This is a genomic window from Devosia ginsengisoli (assembly GCF_024707105.1).
Taxonomy (GTDB): Bacteria; Pseudomonadota; Alphaproteobacteria; order Rhizobiales; family Devosiaceae; genus Devosia; species Devosia ginsengisoli_A.
Genome location: NZ_JANQAJ010000010.1, coordinates 19,370 through 42,614 on the forward strand (window position 1 = coordinate 19,370; position 23,245 = coordinate 42,614).

At 63.8% G+C, this 23,245-nt stretch carries 24 protein-coding genes; 15 read left to right on the forward strand and 9 right to left on the reverse strand.

Annotation, left to right across the window (positions count from 1 at the left end; all coding sequences use genetic code 11):
- Positions 1-82: 82 nt before the first annotated feature.
- The 6 genes from NVV79_RS13585 to NVV79_RS13610 all read left to right on the forward strand — a co-directional run bounded on the left by NVV79_RS13585 (position 83) and on the right by NVV79_RS13610 (position 6,480).
- On the forward strand, positions 83-1,351 hold the full coding sequence (locus NVV79_RS13585) for an ABC transporter substrate-binding protein (RefSeq protein ID WP_303990523.1): 1,269 nt from the start codon (positions 83-85) through the stop codon (positions 1,349-1,351).
- Between the two features lie 90 nt (positions 1,352-1,441).
- On the forward strand, positions 1,442-2,422 hold the full coding sequence (locus NVV79_RS13590) for a carbohydrate ABC transporter permease (protein WP_303990525.1): 981 nt from the start codon (positions 1,442-1,444) through the stop codon (positions 2,420-2,422).
- On the forward strand, positions 2,422-3,267 hold the full coding sequence (locus NVV79_RS13595; protein ID WP_303990527.1) for a carbohydrate ABC transporter permease: 846 nt from the start codon (positions 2,422-2,424) through the stop codon (positions 3,265-3,267). The genes NVV79_RS13590 and NVV79_RS13595 overlap by 1 nt, the downstream gene beginning before the upstream one ends.
- 11 nt (positions 3,268-3,278) lie before the next feature.
- Positions 3,279-4,286: an ABC transporter ATP-binding protein gene (locus tag NVV79_RS13600; protein WP_303990528.1), complete on the forward strand. Its 1,008-nt coding sequence runs from the start codon at positions 3,279-3,281 to the stop codon at positions 4,284-4,286.
- Between the two features lie 177 nt (positions 4,287-4,463).
- On the forward strand, positions 4,464-5,246 hold the full coding sequence (locus NVV79_RS13605; RefSeq protein WP_303990530.1) for a ThuA domain-containing protein: 783 nt from the start codon (positions 4,464-4,466) through the stop codon (positions 5,244-5,246).
- Between the two features lie 190 nt (positions 5,247-5,436).
- On the forward strand, positions 5,437-6,480 hold the full coding sequence (locus NVV79_RS13610; RefSeq protein ID WP_303990533.1) for a Gfo/Idh/MocA family protein: 1,044 nt from the start codon (positions 5,437-5,439) through the stop codon (positions 6,478-6,480).
- Positions 6,481-6,705: 225 nt separating this feature from the next.
- On the opposite strand, the gene NVV79_RS13615 is transcribed toward NVV79_RS13610, so the two are convergent.
- On the reverse strand, positions 6,706-7,176 hold the full coding sequence (locus NVV79_RS13615; RefSeq protein WP_303990536.1) for a hypothetical protein: 471 nt from the start codon (positions 7,174-7,176) through the stop codon (positions 6,706-6,708).
- Between the two features lie 185 nt (positions 7,177-7,361).
- Between NVV79_RS13615 and NVV79_RS13620 the strand changes: the two genes are divergently transcribed.
- Entirely contained in the window at positions 7,362-7,613 is a 252-nt protein-coding gene (locus NVV79_RS13620; protein ID WP_303990539.1) for a GlsB/YeaQ/YmgE family stress response membrane protein, read from the forward strand.
- A 161-nt stretch (positions 7,614-7,774) separates the two neighbouring features.
- On the opposite strand, the gene NVV79_RS13625 is transcribed toward NVV79_RS13620, so the two are convergent.
- Positions 7,775-9,379 carry a bifunctional UDP-sugar hydrolase/5'-nucleotidase gene (locus tag NVV79_RS13625; RefSeq protein WP_303990541.1) on the reverse strand — a complete coding sequence of 535 codons (1,605 nt, stop codon included), beginning with the start codon at positions 9,377-9,379 and terminating at the stop codon, positions 7,775-7,777.
- A 313-nt stretch (positions 9,380-9,692) separates the two neighbouring features.
- Between NVV79_RS13625 and NVV79_RS13630 the strand changes: the two genes are divergently transcribed.
- The 3 genes from NVV79_RS13630 to NVV79_RS13640 are packed head-to-tail and all read left to right on the forward strand — an operon-like array spanning position 9,693 to position 11,477.
- The gene (locus NVV79_RS13630) at positions 9,693-10,154 is read left to right on the forward strand and encodes a GtrA family protein (RefSeq protein WP_303990544.1); all 462 of its coding nucleotides are present in this window, start codon (positions 9,693-9,695) and stop codon (positions 10,152-10,154) included.
- Positions 10,151-10,780 carry a class I SAM-dependent methyltransferase gene (locus NVV79_RS13635; RefSeq protein WP_303990547.1) on the forward strand — a complete coding sequence of 210 codons (630 nt, stop codon included), beginning with the start codon at positions 10,151-10,153 and terminating at the stop codon, positions 10,778-10,780. Before NVV79_RS13630 ends, NVV79_RS13635 begins: the two co-directional genes overlap by 4 nt.
- A 49-nt stretch (positions 10,781-10,829) precedes the next feature.
- Positions 10,830-11,477, forward strand: coding sequence for a ThuA domain-containing protein (locus NVV79_RS13640; RefSeq protein WP_303990549.1), 648 nt, complete (start codon positions 10,830-10,832; stop codon positions 11,475-11,477).
- Between the two features lie 145 nt (positions 11,478-11,622).
- Here NVV79_RS13640 and NVV79_RS13645 read toward each other — a convergent pair whose 3' ends face one another.
- Together NVV79_RS13645 and NVV79_RS13650 are read right to left on the reverse strand one after the other, a co-directional pair.
- Positions 11,623-12,255, reverse strand: coding sequence for a DUF1109 domain-containing protein (locus NVV79_RS13645; protein ID WP_303990551.1), 633 nt, complete (start codon positions 12,253-12,255; stop codon positions 11,623-11,625).
- Positions 12,252-12,803 carry a sigma-70 family RNA polymerase sigma factor gene (locus NVV79_RS13650; protein WP_303990554.1) on the reverse strand — a complete coding sequence of 184 codons (552 nt, stop codon included), beginning with the start codon at positions 12,801-12,803 and terminating at the stop codon, positions 12,252-12,254. The genes NVV79_RS13645 and NVV79_RS13650 overlap by 4 nt, the downstream gene beginning before the upstream one ends.
- A 165-nt stretch (positions 12,804-12,968) precedes the next feature.
- On the opposite strand from NVV79_RS13650, the gene NVV79_RS13655 reads away from it, so the two are divergent.
- From NVV79_RS13655 to NVV79_RS13665, 3 genes are all read left to right on the forward strand, one after another.
- Positions 12,969-13,325 carry a hypothetical protein gene (locus NVV79_RS13655; RefSeq protein WP_303990556.1) on the forward strand — a complete coding sequence of 119 codons (357 nt, stop codon included), beginning with the start codon at positions 12,969-12,971 and terminating at the stop codon, positions 13,323-13,325.
- Positions 13,326-13,408: 83 nt separating this feature from the next.
- The gene (locus NVV79_RS13660; RefSeq protein ID WP_303990558.1) at positions 13,409-14,257 is read left to right on the forward strand and encodes a cytochrome b/b6 domain-containing protein; all 849 of its coding nucleotides are present in this window, start codon (positions 13,409-13,411) and stop codon (positions 14,255-14,257) included.
- Positions 14,254-15,042 carry a molybdopterin-dependent oxidoreductase gene (locus NVV79_RS13665; protein ID WP_303990560.1) on the forward strand — a complete coding sequence of 263 codons (789 nt, stop codon included), beginning with the start codon at positions 14,254-14,256 and terminating at the stop codon, positions 15,040-15,042. The genes NVV79_RS13660 and NVV79_RS13665 overlap by 4 nt, the downstream gene beginning before the upstream one ends.
- 139 nt (positions 15,043-15,181) lie before the next feature.
- On the opposite strand, the gene NVV79_RS13670 is transcribed toward NVV79_RS13665, so the two are convergent.
- Positions 15,182-16,123 carry an ABC transporter substrate-binding protein gene (locus tag NVV79_RS13670; RefSeq protein ID WP_303990563.1) on the reverse strand — a complete coding sequence of 314 codons (942 nt, stop codon included), beginning with the start codon at positions 16,121-16,123 and terminating at the stop codon, positions 15,182-15,184.
- A gap of 561 nt (positions 16,124-16,684) precedes the next feature.
- On the opposite strand from NVV79_RS13670, the gene NVV79_RS13675 reads away from it, so the two are divergent.
- Both NVV79_RS13675 and NVV79_RS13680 read left to right on the forward strand, forming a co-directional pair.
- Positions 16,685-18,196 carry a DEAD/DEAH box helicase gene (locus NVV79_RS13675; RefSeq protein ID WP_303990567.1) on the forward strand — a complete coding sequence of 504 codons (1,512 nt, stop codon included), beginning with the start codon at positions 16,685-16,687 and terminating at the stop codon, positions 18,194-18,196.
- A gap of 90 nt (positions 18,197-18,286) precedes the next feature.
- Complete coding sequence (locus NVV79_RS13680; RefSeq protein ID WP_303990568.1) at positions 18,287-19,177, forward strand: 2-dehydropantoate 2-reductase; 891 nt, start codon at positions 18,287-18,289, stop codon at positions 19,175-19,177.
- 160 nt (positions 19,178-19,337) lie between these two features.
- Here the strand turns inward: NVV79_RS13680 and NVV79_RS13685 are convergent, their stop codons facing one another.
- The 4 genes from NVV79_RS13685 to NVV79_RS13700 form a co-directional block, all read right to left on the reverse strand.
- Positions 19,338-20,750: a trehalose-6-phosphate synthase gene (locus NVV79_RS13685; protein WP_303990570.1), complete on the reverse strand. Its 1,413-nt coding sequence runs from the start codon at positions 20,748-20,750 to the stop codon at positions 19,338-19,340.
- Between the two features lie 22 nt (positions 20,751-20,772).
- On the reverse strand, positions 20,773-21,543 hold the full coding sequence (gene otsB, locus NVV79_RS13690) for a trehalose-phosphatase (protein WP_303990573.1): 771 nt from the start codon (positions 21,541-21,543) through the stop codon (positions 20,773-20,775).
- 259 nt (positions 21,544-21,802) lie between these two features.
- Positions 21,803-22,579, reverse strand: a complete 777-nt coding sequence (locus NVV79_RS13695; RefSeq protein WP_303990575.1) for an META domain-containing protein — start codon at positions 22,577-22,579, stop codon at positions 21,803-21,805.
- 175 nt (positions 22,580-22,754) lie between these two features.
- Entirely contained in the window at positions 22,755-23,243 is a 489-nt protein-coding gene (locus NVV79_RS13700; RefSeq protein ID WP_303990578.1) for an ureidoglycolate lyase, read from the reverse strand.
- Positions 23,244-23,245: the final 2 nt, after the last annotated feature.

Below are 23,245 nucleotides of genomic sequence, written 5' to 3' on the forward strand. Positions count from 1 at the left end.
GCTTGATCCGGGACCGGCGCGACCTGCGCAGGTCCGGGCAGGCATGCCTTCCCGACATTTGGTTCATTCGGGAGGATATCTAATGAAAATCAACACGCTGCTCGTTGGTCTGTTGACGAGCGTGACGCTGGTGGTGGGATCCGCGCAGGCGGCCGAGCTGTCGATCGTGTCGGGTGACACAGGCAATGGCCTGGCCTTCCTGCGCAGCCAGCTCGACAAGTTCGAAGCCGATACCGGCCACACCGTGACCGTTGTGCCGATGCCGTCCTCGACCACCGACCAGTTCGGCCAGTACCGCCTGTGGCTCGCCGCCGGCAATACCGATATCGACGTGTACCAGACCGACGTGATCTGGGCGCCGCAGCTCGCTGACCAGTTCCTCGACCTCACCGAGGCCGCCAAGGACGTCGTGGGCGACCACTTCCCCTCGATCATCGAGTCGCAGACCGTGGACGGCAAGCTCGTCGCCCTGCCGGCCTTCACCGATGCTCCCGCGCTCTACTACCGCAAGGACCTCTTGGAAAAGTACGGCAAGACGCCGCCGACCACCTGGGCCGAAATGGAAGCGACCGCCAAGGAAATCATGGATGGCGAACGCGCCGACGGTAACCCCGAAATGTGGGGCTTCGTGTTCCAGGGCAATGCCTATGAAGGCCTGACCTGCGATGCCCTGGAATGGGTCATGTCCAATGGCGGCGGCCAGATCGTGGAAGCCGACGGCACCATCTCGATCAACAACGAGAATGCCGCGGCTGCCATCGACCGCGCTGCCGGTTGGATCGGCACGATCTCGCCCGAAGGCAACCTGGCCTATATGGAAGAGGAAAGCCGTGGCGTCTGGCAGCTCGGCAATTCGGTGTTCCACCGCAACTGGCCCTATGCCTATTCGCTCGGCAATGGCGACGACAGCCCGATCAAGGGCCTGTTCGACGTGGTTCCGCTGCCGGCCGGTGACGGCGAAGGCGCCCGTTCGGCGGCAACGCTGGGTGGCTGGAATGTCGCCGTTTCCAAGTACTCGCCCGATCCGGAAGCCGCGATCGAACTCGCGCTCTTCCTGAGCTCGGCCGAAGTGCAGAAGGAACGCGCCATCAACCAGTCGAACCTGCCGACGATCGAGGCGCTCTACGACGACGCCGATATCGCCGCCGCACAGCCGATCATCCCGGCCTGGAAGGAAATCTTCCAGAATGCCGTGCCGCGTCCTTCGGCCCCGACCAAGACCGACTATAACGAAGTCTCGTCGATGTTCTGGAGCGCCGTGCATAACACCCTGTCGGGCAACGGCACCGCTGCGGAAAACCTCGAACTGCTCGAGGCCGACCTGACCGAACTCAAGGGCGACGCCTGGTAAGTCCTCCCAGCGCCCAACAGAGCGGACGGCGGGCTTTTCCCGCCGCCCGCTTTGCGCAATGATCGGTCAACAACAGGGGAGGAAACGAGAATGGCGACGGAAGCGTTGGCGCCACCGGCGGCGGGAGCCGGTCCCAGGATCAAGTCAGAACTGACGCAGCAGCGCCTTCGGGCCGCGCGCTGGTTCCTCGTTCCCATGCTGATCGCGCTGGCGGTGGTGGCCGGGTGGCCGCTGCTCCGCTCGATCTGGTTCTCCTTCACCGACGCTTCGCTGAACAATCTCTATGGCGCCGAGTGGATCGGCTTCGGCAATTACCTGCGCTGGCAGGTGCTGGAGAGCGGCACGGTGCGCTGGCGCGGCCTGCTGGTCGACGGGGCGTGGTGGAATGCGGTGTGGAACACCGTGCGCTTCGCCTTCACCTCGGTGTTCTTCGAAACCATTTTCGGCATGATCGTGGCCCTGGTGCTCAATGCCGAATTCCGCGGGCGCGGCATCGTGCGCGCCGCCATCCTCATTCCGTGGGCCATCCCCACCATCGTCTCGGCCAAGATGTGGGCCTGGATGCTCAATGACCAGTTCGGCATTCTCAACGACCTGGGTATGCGGCTGGGCCTGCTGAGCCAGAAGGTGGCCTGGACGGCACAGGCCGAAACGGCGATGACCGCGGTGCTGGTGGTCGATATCTGGAAGACGACGCCCTTCATGGCGCTGCTGATCCTGGCGGGTCTGCAGATGATCCCCAAGGATATCTATGAAGCGGCCGATATCGACGGGGTGCATCCGGTCAAGCAGTTCTTCCGCATCACGCTGCCGCTGGTACGGCCGGCGCTGATGGTGGCGATCATCTTCCGCCTGCTCGATGCGCTGCGCATCTTCGACCTGATCTATGTGCTGACGCCCAACAGCGTGGCCACCAAGACCATGTCGGTGCTGGCGCGCGAAAACCTGTTCGATTTCGACAACTTCGCCTATGGCTCGGCGCAATCGACGCTGCTGTTCCTGCTCATCGCCGTGCTGACCATGCTCTATATCTGGCTCGGCAAGGTGCGCTTCGACGGGGGAGACCGCTGATGACCGCCACCTTCGATCTGTGGAAGTTCACCAAATCGGTGCTGTTCTATGCGCTGGTCGTGTTCATCGTCGTGGTGAGCGTGTTCCCGTTCTACTATGCGATCCTGACCAGCCTCAAATCGGGCACGGACCTGTTCCGCATCACCTATTGGCCGACCTCGTTCGACCTGGGCAATTATGCCTCGGTGCTGAACCAGGGCAGCTTCCCGCGCAACCTGCTGAATTCGGTCTTCGTATCGGCGGTGACTGTCATCGGGGCGCTGTTCATCGCAGTGACGGCCTCGTTCGCGCTCAGCCGCGTGCGGTTCCGCGGGCGCGGACTGCTGCTGATGACGATCCTGGCCGTGTCGATGTTTCCGCAGATGGCGGTGCTGGCCGGGCTGTTCGAGGTGATCAGGGCGCTGGGTATCTACAATACGCCCTGGGCGCTGATCTTCTCCTATACCATCTTCACGCTGCCCTTCACCGTGTGGGTGTTGACCACGTTCATGCGCGAGCTGCCGGTGGAGATCGAGGAAGCGGCGATCGTGGACGGGGCCAGTCCCTGGGTCATCATCACCCGCGTGTTCCTGCCGCTGATGTGGCCGGCGTTGGTGACGACGGGCCTCCTGGCCTTCATCGCGGCGTGGAACGAGTTTCTGTTCGCGCTGACCTTCACCTCATCGAACGACACGCGCACCGTGCCGGTGGCCATCGCGCTGCTGTCGGGCGGTAGCCAGTTCGAAATTCCATGGGGCATCATCATGGCCGCGTCCGTCATCGTGACGGTGCCGCTGGTGGTGCTGGTGCTGATCTTCCAGCGTAAAATCGTCAGCGGCCTGACCGCCGGCGGCGTCAAGGGTTAAGGAGCTAAACAATGGCTAGCATAGAGCTTCGCAACGTCCGCAAGGCCTTTGGCGCGGTGGAAGTCATCAAGGGGGTGGACCTGGAGGTCCGCAAGGGCGAGTTCATGGTGTTTGTCGGCCCGTCGGGTTGCGGCAAATCCACCCTGTTGCGGCTGATTTCGGGGCTGGAGGACATCACTTCGGGCGAGATGCTGTTCGACGGCAAGGTGGTCAATGCCCTGGCGCCGAGCAAACGCGGCATCGCCATGGTGTTCCAGAGCTATGCGCTCTACCCGCATATGACCGTGTATGAAAACATGGCGTTCGGGCTGACGCTCGAAAAGGGGCAGAGCAAGGAAGAGATCCAGCGGCGCGTGGAAAAGGCCGCCGACATGCTGCAAATCCGGCAGTATCTCGACCGGTTGCCCAAGCAGCTCTCGGGCGGGCAGCGCCAGCGCGTCGCCATCGGCCGCGCCATTACCCGCGACCCCAAAGTGTTCCTGTTCGACGAGCCGCTGAGCAACCTCGATGCCGCCCTGCGCGTGGCGACCCGTATCGAGATCGCCAAGCTGCACGAAGAAATGAACCAGGTCACCATGATCTACGTGACGCATGACCAGGTGGAGGCCATGACGCTGGCCGATCGTATCTGCGTGCTGCGCGACGGGCTGGTGGAGCAGGTGGGCTCGCCCATGGAGCTTTACGAGCACCCCAATTCGGTATTCGTGGCCGGCTTTATCGGCAGCCCCAAGATGAACTTCATCTCGGGCGAAAAGGCCGCGGCCTTCAATGCCGAGACGGTGGGCATTCGCGGCGAGCACATCGCCATCGTGCCTGACAATGGCACCTGGAGCGGCACTGTGATCCATACCGAAAACCTGGGCGCCGATTCCTATGTGTATCTGGAAATGGGCACCGAGGAGCCGGTGGTGGTGCGCCTCGACGGCGCCAATGACTACAAGAGCGGTGATGTGGTGCATATCGCCCCGATGGAAGACAAGATTCACCGCTTCGACGGAGCCGGCAAACCGATCCGCTAGGCGGTCAATTCAGGGCGGTGGCCACATAGCCGCCGCCGAAATCATCCACCGTGTCATTCCCGCGCCAGCGGGAACCTCCGTTGTCGCGACTGGGGTTCCCGTTTTCGTGGGTGCGACACGGAGAACCACGGAATGGCCGGTGCCTCCCCACCGGGCAGCCAATTTAGGAGACTATCCATGCCGATCCGTACCCTGATCTGGGGCGAGAACGTCCACGAACAGAAGAACAAGATCGTTGCCGACAATTACCCCACCGGCATGCACAACCAGATTGCCAAGCTGCTGAGCAGCGACAGCAATATCGTCACGAAGACCACGACCCTGCAGGAGCCCGAGCATGGCTGCACGGTCGAGGCACTGGCCGAGACCGACGTGCTGGTCTGGTGGGGCCATGCCGCCCATGGCGAGGTGCAGGACGAAATCGTTGAGCGCATCGCCAAGCGCGTGTGGGAAGGCATGGGGCTGATCGTGCTCCATTCGGGACATTTCTCGAAGATTTTCAAGCGGTTGATGGGCTCGCCCTGTGCGCTGCACTGGCGCGAGGCGGGCGAGCGCGAGCGGCTGTGGGTGACCAATCCGGGCCATCCGATCGCCAAGGGCCTGCCGGCCTATTTCGAGCTTAAAATGGAAGAGATGTATGGCGAGCCCTTCAGCGTGCCCGAGCCGCTGGAAACGGTATTCGTGAGCTGGTTCCAGGGCGGGGAAGTGTTCCGCTCGGGCCTGACCTATCGCCGCGGCGCCGGTAATATCTTCTATTTCCGCCCCGGCCACGAAACCTATCCGACCTATCACGACGATACGGTCGGGCTGGTGCTGCGCAATGCGGTCAACTGGGCCTACAACGCCAACCAGTTCCCGCAATTGCTGGATGCGCCGAATACGCCGGTGGATGAGGCGATCGAGAAGATCGTGGAGCGCGGGCCGAAACTGCATCACGGCCGGGAAGAGGGGTTCCGGTAGAAGGCGACGCTATCTGCGGGGCGCCATTCCCCTGAGACCTCATGGTGAGCTTGTCGAACCACGAGGTCGGGCACCTGGCGCCCTGCCACGACCTCTTCCTTCGACAGGCTCAGGATGAGGTCCACTGAACCATCGAGCTTGATCTAACGTAGCGCGGATCGTCTGGGACGCCGCATAGGGAAGTACGAATATGCGGATCCTCATTCTGGGAACCGGCGGCATGGCCAATCAGCATGCCAAGCATTTTGCGGCGATCGAGGGCGTGACCCTGGCGGGTGGCGTGGACGTCGATCCGGCGCGGGTCGAGGCGTTTTGCACGACGCATAATATCGAGCGGGGCTTCGGCTCGCTGGATGCGGCGCTCGCCTGGGGCGAGTTCGATGCGGTGGCCAATGTGACGCCGGACAGCGTACACTATCCCACGACCATGGCGGCGCTGGCGGCGGGCAAGCATGTGTTCTGCGAAAAGCCGCTGGCGACCGACCATGCCAAGGCCATGGAAATGACCGAGACGGCCGAGCGACTGGGCCTGGTCAACATGGTCAACCTGACCTATCGCAATGTGAGCCAGTTGCAGAAGGCGCGCGAAATCGTGCAGTCGGGCGCGGTGGGGAAGGTCAAGCATTTCGAGGCGAGCTACCTGCAATCCTGGCTTGTCTCCAAGGCCTGGGGCGACTGGCGCACGGAAAGCCAGTGGCTGTGGCGGCTGTCCAAGAAGCACGGTTCCAATGGCGTCCTGGGCGATATCGGGGTGCATATTCTCGACTTTGCCGCCTATGGCGCGGGCAGCGATTTCTCCAAGGTGTTCTGCCGGCTGGAGACATTCGACAAGGCCGAGAACAACCAGATCGGTGAATACGATCTCGACGCCAATGACAGCTTTGCCATGACGGCGCAGTTGGAGAATGGCGCGCTGGGCGTGATCCATGCCACGCGCTGGGCGACGGGGCATTTCAACGAATTGCGGCTGCGCGTCTATGGCGAGCTGGGGTCGGTGGAAATCCAGCATCGGCACGACTGGAGCAAGCTGTTCACCTGCCTGGGCGACGACGCCGAGACGGGCACCTGGACGGAAGTGGCCGTCGATGCCGTGCCGACCAACTATATGCGTTTTGCCGATGCGGTGAAGGCCGGCAAGACGCTGGAACCCAGCTTCCGCCACGCCACCAATATCCAGAAAGTGCTGGATCTGGCCACGATTACGGATCGGGACCGGATGGAACATTCGGTCTGATTTTGGTCCCGTAATGAAGTGCAGGCATGGTGGTTATGCTCATCGCCTCCTCACCCTTGTGGGGAGGGATTGGGTGGGGGTGAGCCGCGGGCACTGAGCTTGCGGAACCATACCCCCACCCGGCTCGATCACGGACTTAGCAAGCTAAGTCCTATCTCGCTGTGCCTCCCCACAAGGGGGAGGGAGGTCCGGTGGATGTGGTGAGATCACCACTGCAAGCAAGTCTCAGGCGCGGTCGTCCACGTAGACCGTGACCGAGCCGTCGGCATTGGTTTTGACGGCGACGACGTCGCTGGGCATGTGGCCTTCGGCTTCGAGCTTGGCCTTGATCGTGGCATTGCTGTCGATATTGCCCTGCAGAGTGGTCATGCTTTCGGCATTGGCCGACAGGGCCTCATCGAGCGCCGTGCCGCCGGCTGCAGCATCGCCTTCGAGCGAGGACAGCAGCACGATGGTCACCTGGGTCTCCTCGGTGACGCCGGACAGATCGGCTGTGGCCGAGCCGGCAATCGAGGCGGTGACTGAGTCATAGGTATCGGCCGTGGCATCAACGGCGGCATCGACAGCCGCATCGACCGCCGGGGCTTCGACGGAGACGCCGGCGCCGGCATCGACGCCAACATCCTGCGCCAGAGCGGGCAGGGCGGTCGCGGCCAGAAGGGCGGCAATGGTTGTGCTGATAATGGTCTTTTTCATTTTTGAAACTCCTTGGTGGGTTGTGCTCCCCACATGAACAGCGACCCAACGGGCGCAGCAGCGAAGGGTTGCGCGCAATCTGATCACAATCGGAATTTAATCGCCGGGATCCGGCAACCGTGTGCTGCTTGCAACCCAACCCGAGGATGCCGACTTATCCCTGTGACCAAACACGGAGCGTCATCATGGGTATCATCTGGGCCATCATCATCGGGTTTCTTGCGGGCGTCATCGCCAAGTGGATCACGCCGGGCGACAAGAAGCCCAGCGGCTTCATCCTCACCACGGTGCTGGGCATTGTCGGCGCGGTGCTGGCCACCTGGCTAGGCCAGGCCATCGGCTGGTACGGGCCGGGCGACGGGGCCGGGTTCATCGCCTCCATCGTGGGCGCGGTGATCATCCTGCTGGCCTGGGGGCAGATCGCGCGGCGGGCTTGAGGGCCTGCCTTGGGTTCCGCCAGCGGGCCGAATTCACCAGCGGTCACCCTCGGGTCAAGCCCGAGGGTGAGGATCGAGTTGGGGGATAGCTTGTCCTCAACGTTGGCAAAGCAAGAAAAGGGCGCCCGGTGGGCGCCCTTCGTGTTTCGGGACTGCCGGGATCACTTGATTTCGGTGATGCGGCCGTCGGTATAGGGGGTGTAGGTGCCGCCCTGCTTGGCGATGAAGTCGGCCAGGACCTGCTCCAGCGGGGGGCCGAAATCATAGGGGTTGTCGCCTTCGGCGAAGGTGGCGTAGCCGTCGCCGCCGGCGCGGTTGAAGTTGTTGGTGACGATGGTGTAGGTGGCTTCCTCGTCGATCGGGGCCCAGTCGTCACCACTGCCGACCAGAACGTCGCTGACGCGGCTGCCCGGAGGCTGGCTGATGTCGAAGGAGAATTTGAGGCCGGCGACCTGCGGGAAGCGGCCGGCGCCGTTCTCGATGTCGCTGACGCCGTTCTCCAGCGATTCGATCACGTCGGCACCCGACAGATCGACGGTGGCCAGTGTGTTGGAGAAGGGCAGCACGGTGATGGCTTCGCCCATGGTGATTTCGCCGGCATCGATGGAAGCGCGCAGACCGCCGCCATTCTGGATGGCGATGGAGACGCCCTGGTCCTTGACGCGGTCGAGCATGGCGTCGGCGACGAGGTTGCCCATCTGGCATTCGACGGCGCGGCAGGTTTCGCGGGAGCCGTCGATGGGGCCGGTGGTGGTGCCGATGACGACATTCATGGCTTCGTTGATCGGACCGGCGAGTTCGGCCAACTGGCCGGCAAAATCCTCGTTGCCGACGACCGAGGCATCGATCAGGAAGGGTTCGCCTTCGGCCTTGGTGACGACGCCATTGTCATCCCAGGTGATGGCGATATCGCCGAGATATTTGCCATACTGGTTGGCCTGCACCACCGGCACTTCGACGCCATCCGGGTTGGTCACCATGGTCGGGTAGGGACCGGCGGCGCCTTCGGCGGTGTTGGAGAGCAGGGTGTGGCTGTGGCCGCCGACGATGACGTCGACCAGCGGCAGGGCCGCGGCCACGTCCATGTCGACCGTGTAGCCGATATGGCTGAGCAGGATGATCTTGTTGACGCCGGCCGCGTCGAGCGCTTCGGAGGCGCCGCGGACATACTGGATGACATCGGTGAATTCGACATTGTCGCCGGGCGAGGCGATTTCGGGCGTATCCTCGGTGGTGGCGCCGATGATGCCGATCTTTTCGCCGCCCACTTCGATGACGATGGAGCCCTTGATCTTGCCGGCCAGGTTCGGATCGCGTGTGACGTCGAAATTGCCGCCGATGATGGGGAATTCGGCCGATTCGATGAATTTCATGAATTCTTCGGGGCCGTCATCGAATTCGTGGTTGCCGGTGGCGACCACGTCGAAGCCCATCTGGTTGAAGAAGTCGGACACGACCTTGGACTTGTAGGTGGTGTAATAGAGTGAGCCCTGGAAATTGTCGCCGGCCGAGAGCAGCAGCGAATTGCCGCCTTCATACTTGGCGCGGGTGTCGTCGATGATGGTCTTGAGGCGGGCAATGCCGCCGAAGCATTCGCCGGCCGCGTCGGTCTCGGCATCGCAGTTGGAATCGGTGCCGGTGATCGGGTCGAAGCGGGAGTGGAAGTCGTTGATATGCAGGATGTTGAGCGTGAAATCTGCGTAGGCGGCGCCGGAAAATCCGGCGCAGAGGGTGAGCGCCGAGGCGCCGAGAAGTAATCTTTTCATCCCTGTATCCTTTTGATTGCTTGACTTCAGACCAGTTCCCGCGCGGCCGTCAGATGTTTCTCATCCGGTGCTTCCGGCCAGCCACGGCTGACAATGAGTTAACCAGTCTTTTGTGACAGTGAAAAGTGGACCTTTTGGTCAATTTTCGCGTTGGTCATGCTGTGGTCATGGTCGGCATGCGCCTATGGCGGTTCAACATCCGTCAACCATGGTGCAAAACAGTTCGGCACCCTGGCGTGGATAAACAAGCGGGAAAGGCGCCGGTGCTATGGTTGGCGTCCTGTCAGCCGCCCCCAAGAGGATCGAACCGGCCATGAGCGCAGCCTTGCAGAGCCTGATGCGTGACGTGCCGCCGGCGCGGCCCGGAGCGCCGCTATTCGGCGGGCTCATTGCCTTTATCGGCATCGGGGCGGCGGGCGCGGCCGCCTTCGTCGTGCTGTCGACCGCCTTGATCTGGCTCGGTACGGGCTTTGCCGACTGGATCGTCAATGCGGCCTGCTATGCCGGGCTGATCGTGCCGATCTATCTGTTGCATCGGCGTTATTCGTTCGATTCCGACGCTCCGCATGGGCAGGCCTTGCCGCGCTATATGGCGGTGCAGGGCATGGCACTGGTGTTGGCGGCGCTGTTTTCCTTCGTGGTGCATGGCGTATTGGACATGCCTACGCTACCGGCTTCGATGCTGGTGATCGCCCTGACATCGGGGGTCAATTTCATGGTGCTGCGCAGTTGGGCCTTTGCCCGATCGCATTGGGGCCAGACCGTTCCGGCATGATCGCGCAGTCAGCCAAGGGCCTGCTCAACCGGGTGCATGACAGCGTGGTCTTCGGGCGGCGCGTGAAAGTGTTGTCGGAAGCGCTGGCGGCGGCCATTCCCGAGGGCGGAACGGTGCTCGATCTCGGTTGCGGCGACGGGCAGGTGGCGCTCGGCCTGATGGCGCTGCGGCCCGACCTTGCGGTGGAGGGCGTCGATGTGCTGCGCCGGAAGGTGACGCATATTCCGGTGACGCTGTATGACGGCGTGACGCTGCCCTTCGGCGATGACAGCTTCGACTATGTCACCATTGTCGATGTGCTGCATCACACCGACGATCCGGCGGCTGTATTGGCCGAGGCGGGTCGTGTGGCGCGGCGTGGGGTTGTCATCAAGGATCACCTACGTGAGGGCCTGCTGGCCGGTTCGACGCTGCGGCTGATGGACTGGGTAGGCAATCGCGGCCACGACGTGCGGCTGCCCTATAATTATCTCGATAGCGATCAGTGGAACGCGACCTTCGCACGGTCCGGACTGGTGCGGGAGAGCTGGACCGACAGGGTCGGGCTCTATGGCGCGCCGCTTAGCTGGTGGTTCGAGCGGCGGCTGCACTTCGTGGCGCTGCTGCGGCCGATGGGGTTTCAATAGCGATCCAGTCGGGTATTCTCCGCGCCAATCGATTTGCGGAGTCTGCGGCATGAAAAGTGCATTGATCGTCTATGGTGGCTGGTCCGGGCATGACCCGGAGGAATGCGCCGCCATCTATCGCCGGTGGCTGCACGAGGACGGCTTTTCGGTGCGCACGGCGACCGAGACCAAGGCCTTTGCCGACCCGGCCATCCACGACCTGAGCCTCATCATCCCCATCTTCACGATGAGCCAGATCGAGAAGGATGAGGTGGAGAACCTGACCAAGGCCGTCGAGGGCGGGGTGGGGCTGGCCGGGCACCATGGCGGCATGAGCGACGCCTTTCGCGACGCGGTGGATTACCAGTTCATGGTGGGCGGGCAGTGGGTGGCCCATCCGGGCGGGATCATCGACTACACCGTGGACGTGGCCGATCCGCTCGACCCCATCATGGCGGGGATCAAGTCGTTCGCCTATACGTCAGAGCAATATTACATGCATGTCGACCCCTCCAACCATGTGCTGGCAACGACGACGTTCAGCGGGGAGCATGCGCCATGGATCAAGGGCGTGAAAATGCCGGTGGCGTGGAAGCGCATGCATGGCAAGGGCAAGGTGTTCCACTCGACACTGGGGCACCAGGCCAAGGAATTCGACGTGCTGGAAATGGCCACGATCATGCGGCGCGGGATGAACTGGGCGGCAAGAGAGGAGTAGGGGGCGAAGGGGCGTTTTTGTTGGATACCCCCTCCTAGCCTCCCCCTGATAGGGGGAGGAATCCGGCCGGTGAAATAGGCAATATTGTGCCGCAAGCTCGATGTGCTCCTCCCCTATCAGGGGGAGGTTGGGAGGGGGTATCCCCTTACCAGCGCAGCAAAAACCGCCCCAGCACCGCGCCCAATCCGCCCACGATGACGATCCCCAGCGTGTACCAGAGCGCCAGGAACATCATGCCCGTCTCCATGCAGGCGAAGGTGTAGATCCAGGCGCCGGTGCCGCCGGCCATGATGCCGGCGGCGAAGCCGGCTATTGTCGGGTTGGCGGGCGCCATGCGGCGCAAGGCGAGCAGGGCGGCGAGCAGGACCGGCAAGGCAAAAACCGGAATATAGGTGAGCGCACGCAGGATGGACGAGCCCATGATGAGGGGCATCATGTCATCGGCGCGGGCAAGCTGGACCACGGCGATCACCAGCAGCACGTCGAGCAGGCCGAAACCGGCCAGCCAGGGCCAGCGGGCATGGCCATCGGGACGGGCCAGCACGAGCGTGGCGGCAAGGCCGAGCAGGGTAACGGCCAGCGTGTAGCCGAATTTGGTCCAGTACATCATGGTCGTGGTGGCCACTTCCATGTCGGGCCGCATGCCGAGCAGCGCCAGCATGGCGATGACGGCGACCACGCCGCTAACCAGCAGCGCGCCGAACAGCAGGCGCTGCATGGCCATGCGGCGCACGGGCTTGAGATCGGCGGAGAGGCGGGCGATCAGGTCGTCGGTCATTTCGAGCCTCCCGCAAAGCGCGCGGCCAGCGACTTGAGCCCGCGATGGATGGAGACCTTGGCGGCGGTTTCGCTGATGCCATGGGCGGCAGCGGCCTCGGCGACGGAGGCGCCCTGGATTTTCGTGCGGCGGATCAGATCGCCGGTGCGGGCGGGGATGGTGTCGAGCACCACATCGAGATCGCGCCGGGCGAGGGCATCGGCATTGTCGTCATGGGCGAAAATGGGGGCATCGTCCTCGAGTGGCACGGTCAGGCGGATGGACTGGCGGCGGACGTGATCGACAAATTTATGATGCGCCACGGCATGCAGCCAGGCGGTGAAGGGGCGGTTGCGGTCATAAGTCATGCGTTTGACATGGATGGCCAGCAGGGTCTCCTGCACGAGATCCTCCGCGTGCGAAGCAAAGGCGGGGGTAAGCCGCCGGGTGAAATAGGCGCGCAGGTGGCGGCCGAGTTCCGACAGCAGCGTGCGATAGGCAGCCGCATCGCCGGCGAGCGAGGCGAGCATCAATTCCCGCAATCGCGTCTCGGTCGGGTCAGGCTGCATTGCTCATCCATTCGCTCCGCATGGGGACATGGTTACATGGGCCAAGCGTAGCAGGGAATGGGCAATTGCCCATCACGTCGGCGTGAGGAAATAACGCATGGAACCATGCCGGCGAATGGCGAAGCATGATCCGCTCACCGGCGGGATCGATCCAGGGAGTACATCATGACCAATAGACTGCGCGGCATTGCGCTTGCCGCCACAATCTCGCTCGCCCTCGTTCCCGCCGCGCTGGCGCAGGATGCCATGACGCCCGCGCCGGACGCGATGGCGCCGGCAGCCGGCGCCATGATGGCGGGTGAACCGACGCTGCCGCCGATCAGCGACGAAGACTACACGCTGTGCATGAAGCAGGCTGGCGGCATCACCTTCCCCGCCGCCATGCAGGCCGCCGCCGCTGCCTGCCACGGGCTGCATATGGGCATGGATGTGATGGGCGCCATGCAGGCGATGGGCGTGGGAACCAACGCGATGGGCAGCGATGCGATGGCCACCGATGCCATGGCGCCCGCCACCAAATAAATATCCGTGCTATGAAACATTTGCTTCGCGCGGCATCGTTACTGCCGGTGCGGGGCAGATGGCCTCGATGCTCGGGGGAGACGATGAGCCAAGCCACTGAATTGCCGGTCACCAAGGGCCCGCTGATCTATCGCCAGTCGATCTGGACGCGGGTGACCCATTGGGTCTGGGCGATCTGCCTGTTCTTCCTGCTGCTGACCGGGCTGCAGATCTTCAATGCGCATCCGGCGCTCTATATCGGGAATGAATCGGGCTTCGAATACGAGAATGCCATTCTAGAAATCGGGGCGATCAACAGTGCGGCAGGGCCGCGCGGGCGGACCATCCTGTTCGGCAACAGCTTCGATACGACGGGCGTATTAGGCATGAGCGGGGATGTGGCGCGGCCGACATTCACGGCATTTCCGGGGGCCGTGACCATTCCCTCCTATCGCGACCTGGCGACCGGGCGCGTGGTGCATTTCTTCTTCGGCTGGGTGTTTGTCGGGACGATGCTGATCTGGTTCGTCGCCAGTTTCATCAACGGGCATATCAGGCGGGATATCGTGCCGAAGCCGGGTGATCTGGCTGGCATTCCACGGGATGTGGCGGAACATGCGACTTTGCGCTTCAAGCACGGGCGCAGCTATGGGCCGCTGCAGAAGCTCAGCTATTTCACGGTATTCTTCATCCTGTTCCCGCTGATCGTCGCCACGGGCCTGACGATGAGCCCGGGCATGGATACGGCCTGGCCATGGCTGCTCGATATTTTCGGCGGGCGGCAGACGGCGCGGACCATCCATTTCACCGTCATGCTGCTGCTGGTGGCGTTCTTCATAATCCACATCATCATGGTTTTCGCGGCCGGGCCGATCAACGAACTGCGCTCGATGGTATCGGGCTGGTACCGCGCCAGCCCCGGTACGCCGAAAGCCGAAGGAGACAGGCCATGAGCAGGCTGATCACGCGGCGCAATTTCCTGCGCAGTTCGGCGCTGGCCGGGTCGGGGCTGGTGCTGGCCGGATGCGACCAGTTCGATTTTCTCGGCGACAAGTCCAACCCCGTCCGTCACGTCATGGAGCAGGCCAATGTGCTGACCTATAATGTGCAGCGCACGCTGATCGGCGACCAGGCGCTGGCGCGGGAATATTCGGCCAGCGAAATCCGGCAGGGCATGAAGCCCAATGGTTCGGTGGAGCCGTCGACGCCGGAATACATGTTCCTCAAGATGCAGAATTTCGAGCCCTACCGGCTGACGGTGAAGGGCATGGTGGAGCGCGAGGTGAGCTTTTCGCTGGCGGAACTGCGCAACATGCCTGCCCGCAGCCAGATCACGCGGCATGACTGCGTCGAGGGCTGGAGCTGCATCGCCAAATGGACCGGGACGCCGCTCGGACCCATTCTCGACATGGCGGGGGTAAAGCCGCAGGCGCGGTTCTGCGTCTATCACTGCTACGACAATATCCAGCGGACGCTGACCGGGGACATTCTCTATTACGAGAGCTCGGACCTGGTGGATGCCTATCACCCGCAGACGATCTTGAGTTACGGGCTGAACGATCAGGTGTTGCCGGTCAGCAATGGTGCGCCGATCCGGCTGCGCATCGAGCGGGCGCTGGGCTACAAGCAGCCGAAATATCTGCACACGGTGGAACTGGTGGATGACCTCAGCCCGTTTGGGCGGGGCAAGGGCGGCTATTGGCCGGATAATGGCTATGACTGGTATGGCGGGATTTGAGCGTTAACGCACGCGCTGGAGTGACCTGTCAGTAGCCCTCATGGTGAGCCCGTCGAACCATGCGGGCGTGGCACGATGGCTCCACGCGTTCGACCTCGTGGTTCGACAAGCTCACCATGAGGTCTTGGAGAGGCAGGCGCTAGTCCACCAGTCCCGCATCGCTGCGCTCGATCAGATCAGTCAGCTCATCCAATTGCTCGGCATAGACGCGATAGCTCCTGATCCAGCCCGCGGGCCAGTCGCCGATTTGCCCGGCGGCGACGGCGGGGAGGCGGCTGGCCAGGGGCTGGCCGGCGAGGGTTTCGGCGGTGCGGGTGCCCCAGCGGTCGTCGAGCAGGATGATGTCGGCGGGGTAGAGATTGGCGTTTTCCCAGCTCAGGGTCTGGTAGCTGCTGTCGGCGTCGGTGACGGGGGTGACGATATCGAGGCCCCAGGCGGCGAAGTCGGACAGTTCGGCGAATTCGGATGGCGCGGCGATGGAGAGGCCGGTCGCGCCGGGCGAGGCGGCCATGACGGTGAGGCCGGGATGGGCCGCGACGGCAGCCTGGAAGCGGGCGCGGGCGGCTGCGAATGCCGCCTTGTCGGCCAGCAGTGATGGCGCCTCGGGATCGGCGCCGAGGCTTTCGGCCAGCGCGGCGAAATCATCGAGCATGGTGAGGATGGATTTGCCCTGGGCGGGGCCGACAATGGGGGCGATGGATTCGATCTGAGCGGTGATACCGGCATCGCCGACAGCGCCGCCGTAAAAGCCTTCGCGCGGCCAGTATTCGGTGATGATGAGATCGGGATCGAGGGCGAGGATGGCTTCGGCATCGAGCTCATACCAGCCGCGGCCGACGATGGCGACGCCGGTGAGATCGAGGCCCTCCATGGCGCGATCGACCGAGGGCGGGCCATCGAGGAAGACGCCTGATGGCGTTATGCCGAGGGGGATCAGCGCGGCGGCGGCGTTGATATGGGCGATGATGCGGGTCGGCGGTTCGGGCAGGGTGACGGGCTTGCCGGCGCCGTCGGTGTAGGTCCACTCGGCGGCGAGGGTGGGGGTGACGAGGAGGACGAGGAAAACAAGACTTTTGAACATGGCTCGTCTTACCACAATGTCATTCCGGCGCAGGCCGGAATCCATCCTGAGGCACCTCCGCCTGTTGTGAATGTTCGGTCATCTCAGGATGGATCCCGGCCTACGCCGGGATGACATCGAAGGTGTGGGGACATGGTGCGCAACCCCGCCATGCGCGGCGGAATCCCGAATTTCCTTGCTATTTCAGGCGCCTTGCCCCATATCAGCCCCATCGTCGCAGCCGGACATAAGTCCGGCACCAATATATCGCGACGGACTTCTCTTCTTATCCAATGCGGTGAGCGGCGAAGTCAGCCCGGAAACAATCTGTCCGGGTTCGAGCCAGCACCCGCGCGATATCTCCCTTTTATCGCCCGATTGCACCTGGATTGGTCATCGTTTCTCCGAAACGCTGAACAATCTGCGGCTTTGTTAGCCGCGCTTTCGAACCGGAAAAGTGGTGACCACTTTTCCTGAAAGCGCTGTGTATTGACCCGCCGACGCATGTGCGTTCGGCGACAAGCGCGCTGCATTGTTCTGCGCGCCTGCAAGCGCCCTATCGGCGCAGAAAGACGTGTTCACTTGAACGACTTCATTTCCCTCGGACTGCCGACCATTCTCACCGACAGCCTGACTGCCGGCGGCTTTACCGAGCCCACCAAAATCCAGACCCAGGCCATTCCCAAGCTCCTCGAGGGCAAGGACATGATGGGCATTGCCCAGACCGGTTCGGGCAAGACGGCGGCTTTCGGCCTGCCCATCCTGGCCGGGCTGCTGACCCTCAACGGCCGTCCGCGGCCGCTGACCACCCGTGCCCTCATCCTGGCGCCGACGCGTGAACTGGCCGTGCAGATCGACGAAGCCATCCGCAAGTTCGCAGGCTCCAAGATGAAGCTCGATACCGTGCTGCTGCTGGGCGGTGTGTCGCGCTACCACCAGGTCAAGCGCCTGGAGCGCGGCGTCGACATCACCGTCGCTACGCCCGGCCGCCTCAAGGACCTGATGGATGACGGCAAGATCCGGCTCAACGAGACGCGCTGGTTCGTGCTCGATGAGGCCGACCGCATGCTCGACATGGGCTTCATCGCCCCGGTGCGCGCCGTGGCCAAGGCCATCGGCATCAAGCGCCACACCATGATGTTCTCGGCCACGATGGCGCCTGAAGTGGCGGACCTGGCCAAGAGCCTGTTGCAGGACCCGGTGCGGGTCGATGCTTCGGTGGCCGGTTCCACCGTGGTCAAGATCGACCAGCGCGTGATCCTTTCCGGTGCCAAGGCCAAGCGTGGCGTGCTCAACGAACTGCTGGCCAGCGAAACCGAGAATATGGAACGCGTGATCATCTTCTCGCGCACCAAGCATGGCGCCGACCGCGTGGCCAAGAATCTCGAGATCGACGGACACAAGGCTGCGGCCATCCATGGTAACAAGAGCCAGAATGCCCGCCAGGCGGCGCTCAAGGGCTTTGCCACGGGTGAGGTGCGCATTCTGGTCGCCACCGATATCGCGGCACGCGGCATCGATGTGCCCGGCATCACCCATGTGGTGAATTACGAACTGCCTGACGATCCGGAGAATTATGTGCACCGTATCGGCCGCACCGGCCGCAACGGGGCTTCGGGCGTGGCCATCACCCTCTGCGACGGCACCGAGCGCGGCAAGCTGCGCGATGTCGAGCGCCTGATCCGCCGGACCTTGCCCTATACGGGCGATCTGCATACCGGCAACGACACCGGCGTGGTGGAAGCACCGCGCTCGGCCTACAAGAAGCCTGGTGGTGGCCGTCCGGGTCCGCGTTCGGCCAGGAATCCGCGCCAGCCGCAGGCTGATCGCCGTTCGCCGGCCGAGCGTCGGCCCTTCGCCGATTTCGCCAAGGAACTGGGTGGCAAGAGCCAGCCGCAGCCGCATCACCAGCCGTCCGAGGCGCCGCGGGCGCGCAATGATGGGCAGGTGAACCGGGTGCGCCGTGACAGCGAAACCGGCAAGCCGGTGGCCAAGCGCGCGGATGGCAAGCCGGCCGCTGCAGCCAACAACAAGCAACGCTGGGGCAAGGCCCGCAAGGAAGCCTCGAAGACCCGGCGCAGCGCGAGCGCGTAAGGCTCTTCTCCTTCAGGGAGAGGCGCAGAGGGAATCAGATAGAAAAAGGGCGGTCCTGGTGGCCGCCCTTTTTGTTTTGGAGTTTTCAGCATGACGACAATTGCGGTCATCGGACCCGGCGCGATCGGGGGCACGGTTGCGGCGTGGCTGGCGCAAAGGCCGGATTTTTCGATCACGCTCTGCGCGCGGACGCCGCTGGATGACCTGCGGGTCGAGACGCCCGAGGGCGTGATCACGGCGCAGCCCGAAGTGCTGACCGACGCCGGCAAGGCTCGCCCGGTCGACTGGGTGCTGGTGGCGACCAAGACCTATGACGTGGACTCGACCAAGCCGTGGCTCGACCGGCTGGTGGGGGCGGATACGCGCGTTGCCATCATCCAGAACGGGGTGGAGCATGTGCAACTGTTTTCCCACCTGGTGCCGGCAGAGCGCCTGGTGCCCGTCATGATCAACCTGCCGGCGGTGCGCAGCGCGCCGGGGCGGATTGCGCAGCGCGGGCACGGCATCATCGCGGTGCCGGCGGGGCGCAATGGCGATGAACTGGTGGGCTTGTTCGCGCATACGGAAATCGAGGCGGCGGCGCATGAGGATTTCCTGTCGCAGGCCTGGATCAAGCTGGCCGGCAATTGCGGGGCCATCGTGCCGGCGCTGACGCTGCGGGCGACGGGGCCGGTATGGAGCGACGGGCTAGAAGCCATCGTGCGCGGACTGGTGGAGGAATGCGTGGCGGTGGGGCGGGCCGAAGGGGCCAATATTCCGTCCAGCGTGGTGGAGACCACCGTCGCCAATGCGCGGAATTCGCAGGAGGGATCGATTGCCGGCTCCATCCATGCGGACCGGCTGGCGGGGCATCCGATGGAAGTGGATGCGCGTAACGGAGTGATCGTGCGACGGGGCGAGAAGCACGGGATTGCGACGCCGATGAACCGCGTGCTGGTGACGCTGCTGGGGGCGGTGGGGAGTCCGTGGGTTCAGCACTGAACTCTTCCCTTCTCCTCTGAGGGAGAGACCGAGGGTGGGGGGTGTCAGTGGTCCACAGAACTACTCCCGCCCAAGCTCTGCTACGGTCCTTCGGACCTAGCGACGCTGCCCCCCTCAAGGGGGAGGGTGGGCCGAGTGCCATCCACAAGTGGCGGTGAGTTTAAGCCACCGAGGCCAGATAGAGGATGTCTCGCGTCCCGGTACCGGCGGTCGAGGCCGGGGCCAGCCTGTCGAGAAAGGCTTTCGACCAGTCTTCGACATTGTGTTTCTTGGCGGCTTTCATCAGGCGCTGCCAGCGGCGCTGGCGTTCGACCAGGTCCATATCCAGCGCCATGCGCAGGGCTTCGGCGGTTTCATCGGTATCGAAGGGATTGACCAGGATGGCATCCTCGAAAATCTCGGCGGCGCCGGCGAAGCGCGAGAGGATCAGCACGCCTGGATCCTCGGGGTCCTGGGCGCCGATATATTCGTGGGCGACGAGATTCATGCCGTCGCGCAGGGGGGTGACGAGGCCGACGCGGGCGAGGCGGTAGAGACCGGCTAGGCTCGGCTGGCCATAGGCGCGCTTCACATAGGTCAGGGGTTGCCAATCGGGTTCGGCAAAGCGTCCCATGACGCGGCCGCAAATGGCGTCCAGTTCGTCGCTGGTCTGCTTGTATTCCTTGATGGTGTCGCGCGAGGGCGGGGCGACCTGCAGCATATGCACCTGGCGGCGGAAGCGGCTGTCATTGGCGAGCAGTTTTTCGTAGGCCTCGACGCGCTGCGGCAGCCCCTTGGAATAATCGAGCCGGTCGACGCCCAGGATCAGTTGCTGGTCGCCCAGCGAGCGCTCCATGCGCCGGTTCATCTTGATGGCGGCGGGGCTGGTGGCGAGGCGGGCAAAGGCGTCGGGGTCCGAGCCGATGGGGAAGGCAGCGACTTCGGTACGGCCGAAATCCACCGATTTGAGGGGCGAACCGGCGAGGGTGGAGGGCGCCTGATGCTCGGCGAATTCGGTGAAGGCCGTCACGTCCCTATTCGCCTGCATGCCGACCAGATCGTAGCGCGACAGGTCGCGCATCAATTCCTGATGGTGGGGAATGGCGTAAAGCGCGTCGGTGGTTGGGAAGGGAATGTGCAGGTAGAAGCCGATGCGGTTGCGGGCGCCGAGCTGGCGCAATTCGCTGGCCAGCGGGATCAGGTGATAGTCATGCACCCAGATGATGTCGTCGGGCTTGAGCAAAGGCAGCAAGGCGCGGGCGAACTGCGTGTTGACCCGGCGATAGCCCTCATACCAATGGGCCTCGATGGTGGCGAGGTCGAGCCGCAGGTGGAAGCTGGGCCAGAGGATGGAATTAGAAAAGCCGGCGTAATAGGCCTGATAATCCTCGCGGGTCAGGTCGATCTGGGCCACGGAGAGCCCGTCGATGGAATCAAATTTCGCCTTGGGGGATGGCTCATCCACCAACCGGCCGGACCAGCCGAACCAGAAACCTTCGCGGGCGGCCAGCGTGTCGCGCAGGGCGACGGCCAGGCCGCCAGCCGCCGGGCCCTTGCCCGGCGTTCGGTTGGATACAATGATGATACGGCTCATGCGGTGCCCCCGGTCAGTCCAGTCAATTGGTCAAGGTACGGTCTCGCGCCGCGATATCGCCCAGACCCTGGATGAGGGCGTGGACGGAGGCCACATTGGCGATGCGCATGCGCGCAGCGGTGTCGCCTTCGCCCAGCTTGATGCCGACGCCACCCAGGTCCTGGGCCGCGATGAAGGCATCCTCGTCGGTCGTGTCGTCGCCGATGAAAATCGGCGTGCGGCCGAGAAAGGGTTCCTCGCGCATGAAGGCGCGCAGGGCCTGGCCCTTGCTGGCGGCGCGCGGCCGCGCCTCGATCACCATCTTGCCGGGCACGAGGGTGAAATCGGTAACGCTGTGTACCGCTTCTTCCATGGCGATGCGCACGGCGGCTTCGAGTTCGGGCGCCTGGCGATAATGCAGGGCGACGGCGCCTTCCTTGGTTTCCAGCAGCAGGGCCGGATTGGCCACGACCAGCGGCGAGACGGCTTGGGCGATCTCCTCGGCGCCGATAATGGCGGCGGGGTCGACGGTTTCCACCACACCATCGGCACGGCGGCGCTGGGTGCCGTGGGCGCCGGCTATGGGCAGATGCAGCGGCGCGAGATAGCGATCGATATCGGCGATCTCGCGGCCTGTCAGCACGGCAAAGGCGCTGTCGAGCTCGCGCACGGCGCGTTCGAGCTGGTTCGCCAGGGTGTCGGGCACCTCGACGGCATCGGGGGTTTCGGCGATCTCGACCAGCGTGCCGTCGAAATCGGTGAAGATAGCCAATTGGGGAATGGCATGGGGGGCAACGGCATCGATCTGCGCCATCGGGGGGACCTTTTGCGGAACATGACCCTGATGCAACGCGCAGCGTCCGGTTTGGTTCGACCGGGCATGGCTGGCATGCAGCAGCGCCGGCTGAATGGTGGATTAACGAGGCATTCCCGCGGCGTTCAACGTGTGGCGGGTAGGTGGCGATCCAGCGTCAACTCATGCGGATCGAAACCCGATGTCCCAGCTTGTTCTCACCGCGCTTTTCGCGCTTGCCCTTAGCTTCCTGACCGTCGCGGCCTCGTTCGCCTAGGCGTCAGGGCGTCTGGACCAGTCCGGCCAGCGCGACGCCGGCGGCATCGACGAGCTTGAGGCCGTTGCCGGCCAGTTCATAGCCCCTGGTAGCGGTGAGCGCCGCGAAGAAGCGCGCCTCCTGCGCCATGATGGCGGGGGCGCAGGCCCGGCGGGTGCCGGCGACGGGGCCGAAGCTCAGCGGCGGGTCCTCGAAGCTGGCTTCGGTGAAATAGTTGTTGCAGCCGCCATTGCCGCCGGCGCGATGATCGGCGGCGATGGAGAAGGTGACCGCGGTATCGGCGAGGACGGGGTCGCCACCGATGCTGGTCAGCGTCCAGACCACATCGAGCAGCGGATTGGGCGCCTCGACCGGCGGCAGCACCTGTTCGGGCGGATCATGCGGCGGAGGCGGAGAGAATTCCACCGGGATCAGGATGCCCGACGGCATCAGCGCATCGACCGGCACCGGCTGCCAGTTGCGGAAGATAACATAGCCCCGGCTGCGGATTTCGGCGACGAGGCCAAAGCTGCCGCCATTGGCCAGAACGTCGCTGCGCACATTGAGCGTGAACTGGATGGGCGAGCCGGCCTTGCCGCCGAGACCGGCATGGGCGCCGGTGACGCGTTGCTGGCCCGGCATGGTGACCAGGTTGACCGTCAGCGCCGCATCGGATGGCAGCGCCATGCGCTCGCGCCAACTGACCAGGCCGGTGAAGGTGACATCTTCGGCAAAGGCGGGGGCGGCCATGAGCAAAGCGAGCAGGGCCAGGGCAAAGCGAGTGAGCCTCATGGGCAACATGGCGATCTCCATCCTTTGGCAGCTAAACTAGCGCATGGCTGTGTCGGTTGCGAGGCGGGTAGCGGATATCTCCTGAGACCTCATGGTGAGCTTGTCGAACCACGAGGTCGAGAGAGTGGAGCCATAGTGCCACGCCCTCGTGGTTCGACAAGCTCACCATGAGGGCTACTGGGGGCTACCGCGTCACGGTCCAAGGCTCATCGAAATGATGCTCTTCGAGGTTGTTCCCCTCGCCGCCACGATCCACGACCAGGAAGTCGCTTTCGGCCTCCAACGGGGTGAGGACGCCGTGCCAGGTGTTCATGGCGATGTTGACGCCCTGGCCGGTTGCGGGCTGGAAGGCGCGGAGGCGGACCGGGGTGCCGGCGTTGTCTTCGGCCACGATGACCAGCCAGGGATTGGCCGAGAGCGGATAGAAGGCCTGGCTGCCGAGGGGGTGGCGCTCGACCAGCTTGAGCGTCAGCGGCAGGGCATAGGGCTGGCCGCGAAACAGCGAGATGAGCGGGCGGGGCTCGGGGCCGCCCAGCTCGATCCGCGCCAGGTCGTGGTAGCGCTCGGTCATGCCGTTATTGATGGGATAATGCTGCGCGCCATCCGTTTCGATCACCTGGCCGAAAGGGGCGAAGGCGGCGGCGGAGAGGGGCTCGATGACCAGGCTGGCCATGG

What these genes read in the sequence shown, in the direction of transcription:
- NVV79_RS13585 (WP_303990523.1), top strand. Translation starts at nt 83, where the DNA reads ATGAAAATCAACACGCTGCTCGTTGGTCTGTTGACGAGCGTGACGCTG.
- NVV79_RS13590 (WP_303990525.1), top strand. Translation starts at nt 1,442, where the DNA reads ATGGCGACGGAAGCGTTGGCGCCACCGGCGGCGGGAGCCGGTCCCAGG.
- NVV79_RS13595 (WP_303990527.1), top strand. Translation starts at nt 2,422, where the DNA reads ATGACCGCCACCTTCGATCTGTGGAAGTTCACCAAATCGGTGCTGTTC.
- NVV79_RS13600 (WP_303990528.1), top strand. Translation starts at nt 3,279, where the DNA reads ATGGCTAGCATAGAGCTTCGCAACGTCCGCAAGGCCTTTGGCGCGGTG.
- NVV79_RS13605 (WP_303990530.1), top strand. Translation starts at nt 4,464, where the DNA reads ATGCCGATCCGTACCCTGATCTGGGGCGAGAACGTCCACGAACAGAAG.
- NVV79_RS13610 (WP_303990533.1), top strand. Translation starts at nt 5,437, where the DNA reads ATGCGGATCCTCATTCTGGGAACCGGCGGCATGGCCAATCAGCATGCC.
- NVV79_RS13615 (WP_303990536.1), bottom strand. Translation starts at nt 7,176, where the DNA reads ATGAAAAAGACCATTATCAGCACAACCATTGCCGCCCTTCTGGCCGCG.
- NVV79_RS13620 (WP_303990539.1), top strand. Translation starts at nt 7,362, where the DNA reads ATGGGTATCATCTGGGCCATCATCATCGGGTTTCTTGCGGGCGTCATC.
- NVV79_RS13625 (WP_303990541.1), bottom strand. Translation starts at nt 9,379, where the DNA reads ATGAAAAGATTACTTCTCGGCGCCTCGGCGCTCACCCTCTGCGCCGGA.
- NVV79_RS13630 (WP_303990544.1), top strand. Translation starts at nt 9,693, where the DNA reads ATGAGCGCAGCCTTGCAGAGCCTGATGCGTGACGTGCCGCCGGCGCGG.
- NVV79_RS13635 (WP_303990547.1), top strand. Translation starts at nt 10,151, where the DNA reads ATGATCGCGCAGTCAGCCAAGGGCCTGCTCAACCGGGTGCATGACAGC.
- NVV79_RS13640 (WP_303990549.1), top strand. Translation starts at nt 10,830, where the DNA reads ATGAAAAGTGCATTGATCGTCTATGGTGGCTGGTCCGGGCATGACCCG.
- NVV79_RS13645 (WP_303990551.1), bottom strand. Translation starts at nt 12,255, where the DNA reads ATGACCGACGACCTGATCGCCCGCCTCTCCGCCGATCTCAAGCCCGTG.
- NVV79_RS13650 (WP_303990554.1), bottom strand. Translation starts at nt 12,803, where the DNA reads ATGCAGCCTGACCCGACCGAGACGCGATTGCGGGAATTGATGCTCGCC.
- NVV79_RS13655 (WP_303990556.1), top strand. Translation starts at nt 12,969, where the DNA reads ATGACCAATAGACTGCGCGGCATTGCGCTTGCCGCCACAATCTCGCTC.
- NVV79_RS13660 (WP_303990558.1), top strand. Translation starts at nt 13,409, where the DNA reads ATGAGCCAAGCCACTGAATTGCCGGTCACCAAGGGCCCGCTGATCTAT.
- NVV79_RS13665 (WP_303990560.1), top strand. Translation starts at nt 14,254, where the DNA reads ATGAGCAGGCTGATCACGCGGCGCAATTTCCTGCGCAGTTCGGCGCTG.
- NVV79_RS13670 (WP_303990563.1), bottom strand. Translation starts at nt 16,123, where the DNA reads ATGTTCAAAAGTCTTGTTTTCCTCGTCCTCCTCGTCACCCCCACCCTC.
- NVV79_RS13680 (WP_303990568.1), top strand. Translation starts at nt 18,287, where the DNA reads ATGACGACAATTGCGGTCATCGGACCCGGCGCGATCGGGGGCACGGTT.
- NVV79_RS13685 (WP_303990570.1), bottom strand. Translation starts at nt 20,750, where the DNA reads ATGAGCCGTATCATCATTGTATCCAACCGAACGCCGGGCAAGGGCCCG.
- otsB (WP_303990573.1), bottom strand. Translation starts at nt 21,543, where the DNA reads ATGGCGCAGATCGATGCCGTTGCCCCCCATGCCATTCCCCAATTGGCT.
- NVV79_RS13695 (WP_303990575.1), bottom strand. Translation starts at nt 22,579, where the DNA reads ATGTTGCCCATGAGGCTCACTCGCTTTGCCCTGGCCCTGCTCGCTTTG.
- NVV79_RS13700 (WP_303990578.1), bottom strand. Translation starts at nt 23,243, where the DNA reads ATGGCCAGCCTGGTCATCGAGCCCCTCTCCGCCGCCGCCTTCGCCCCT.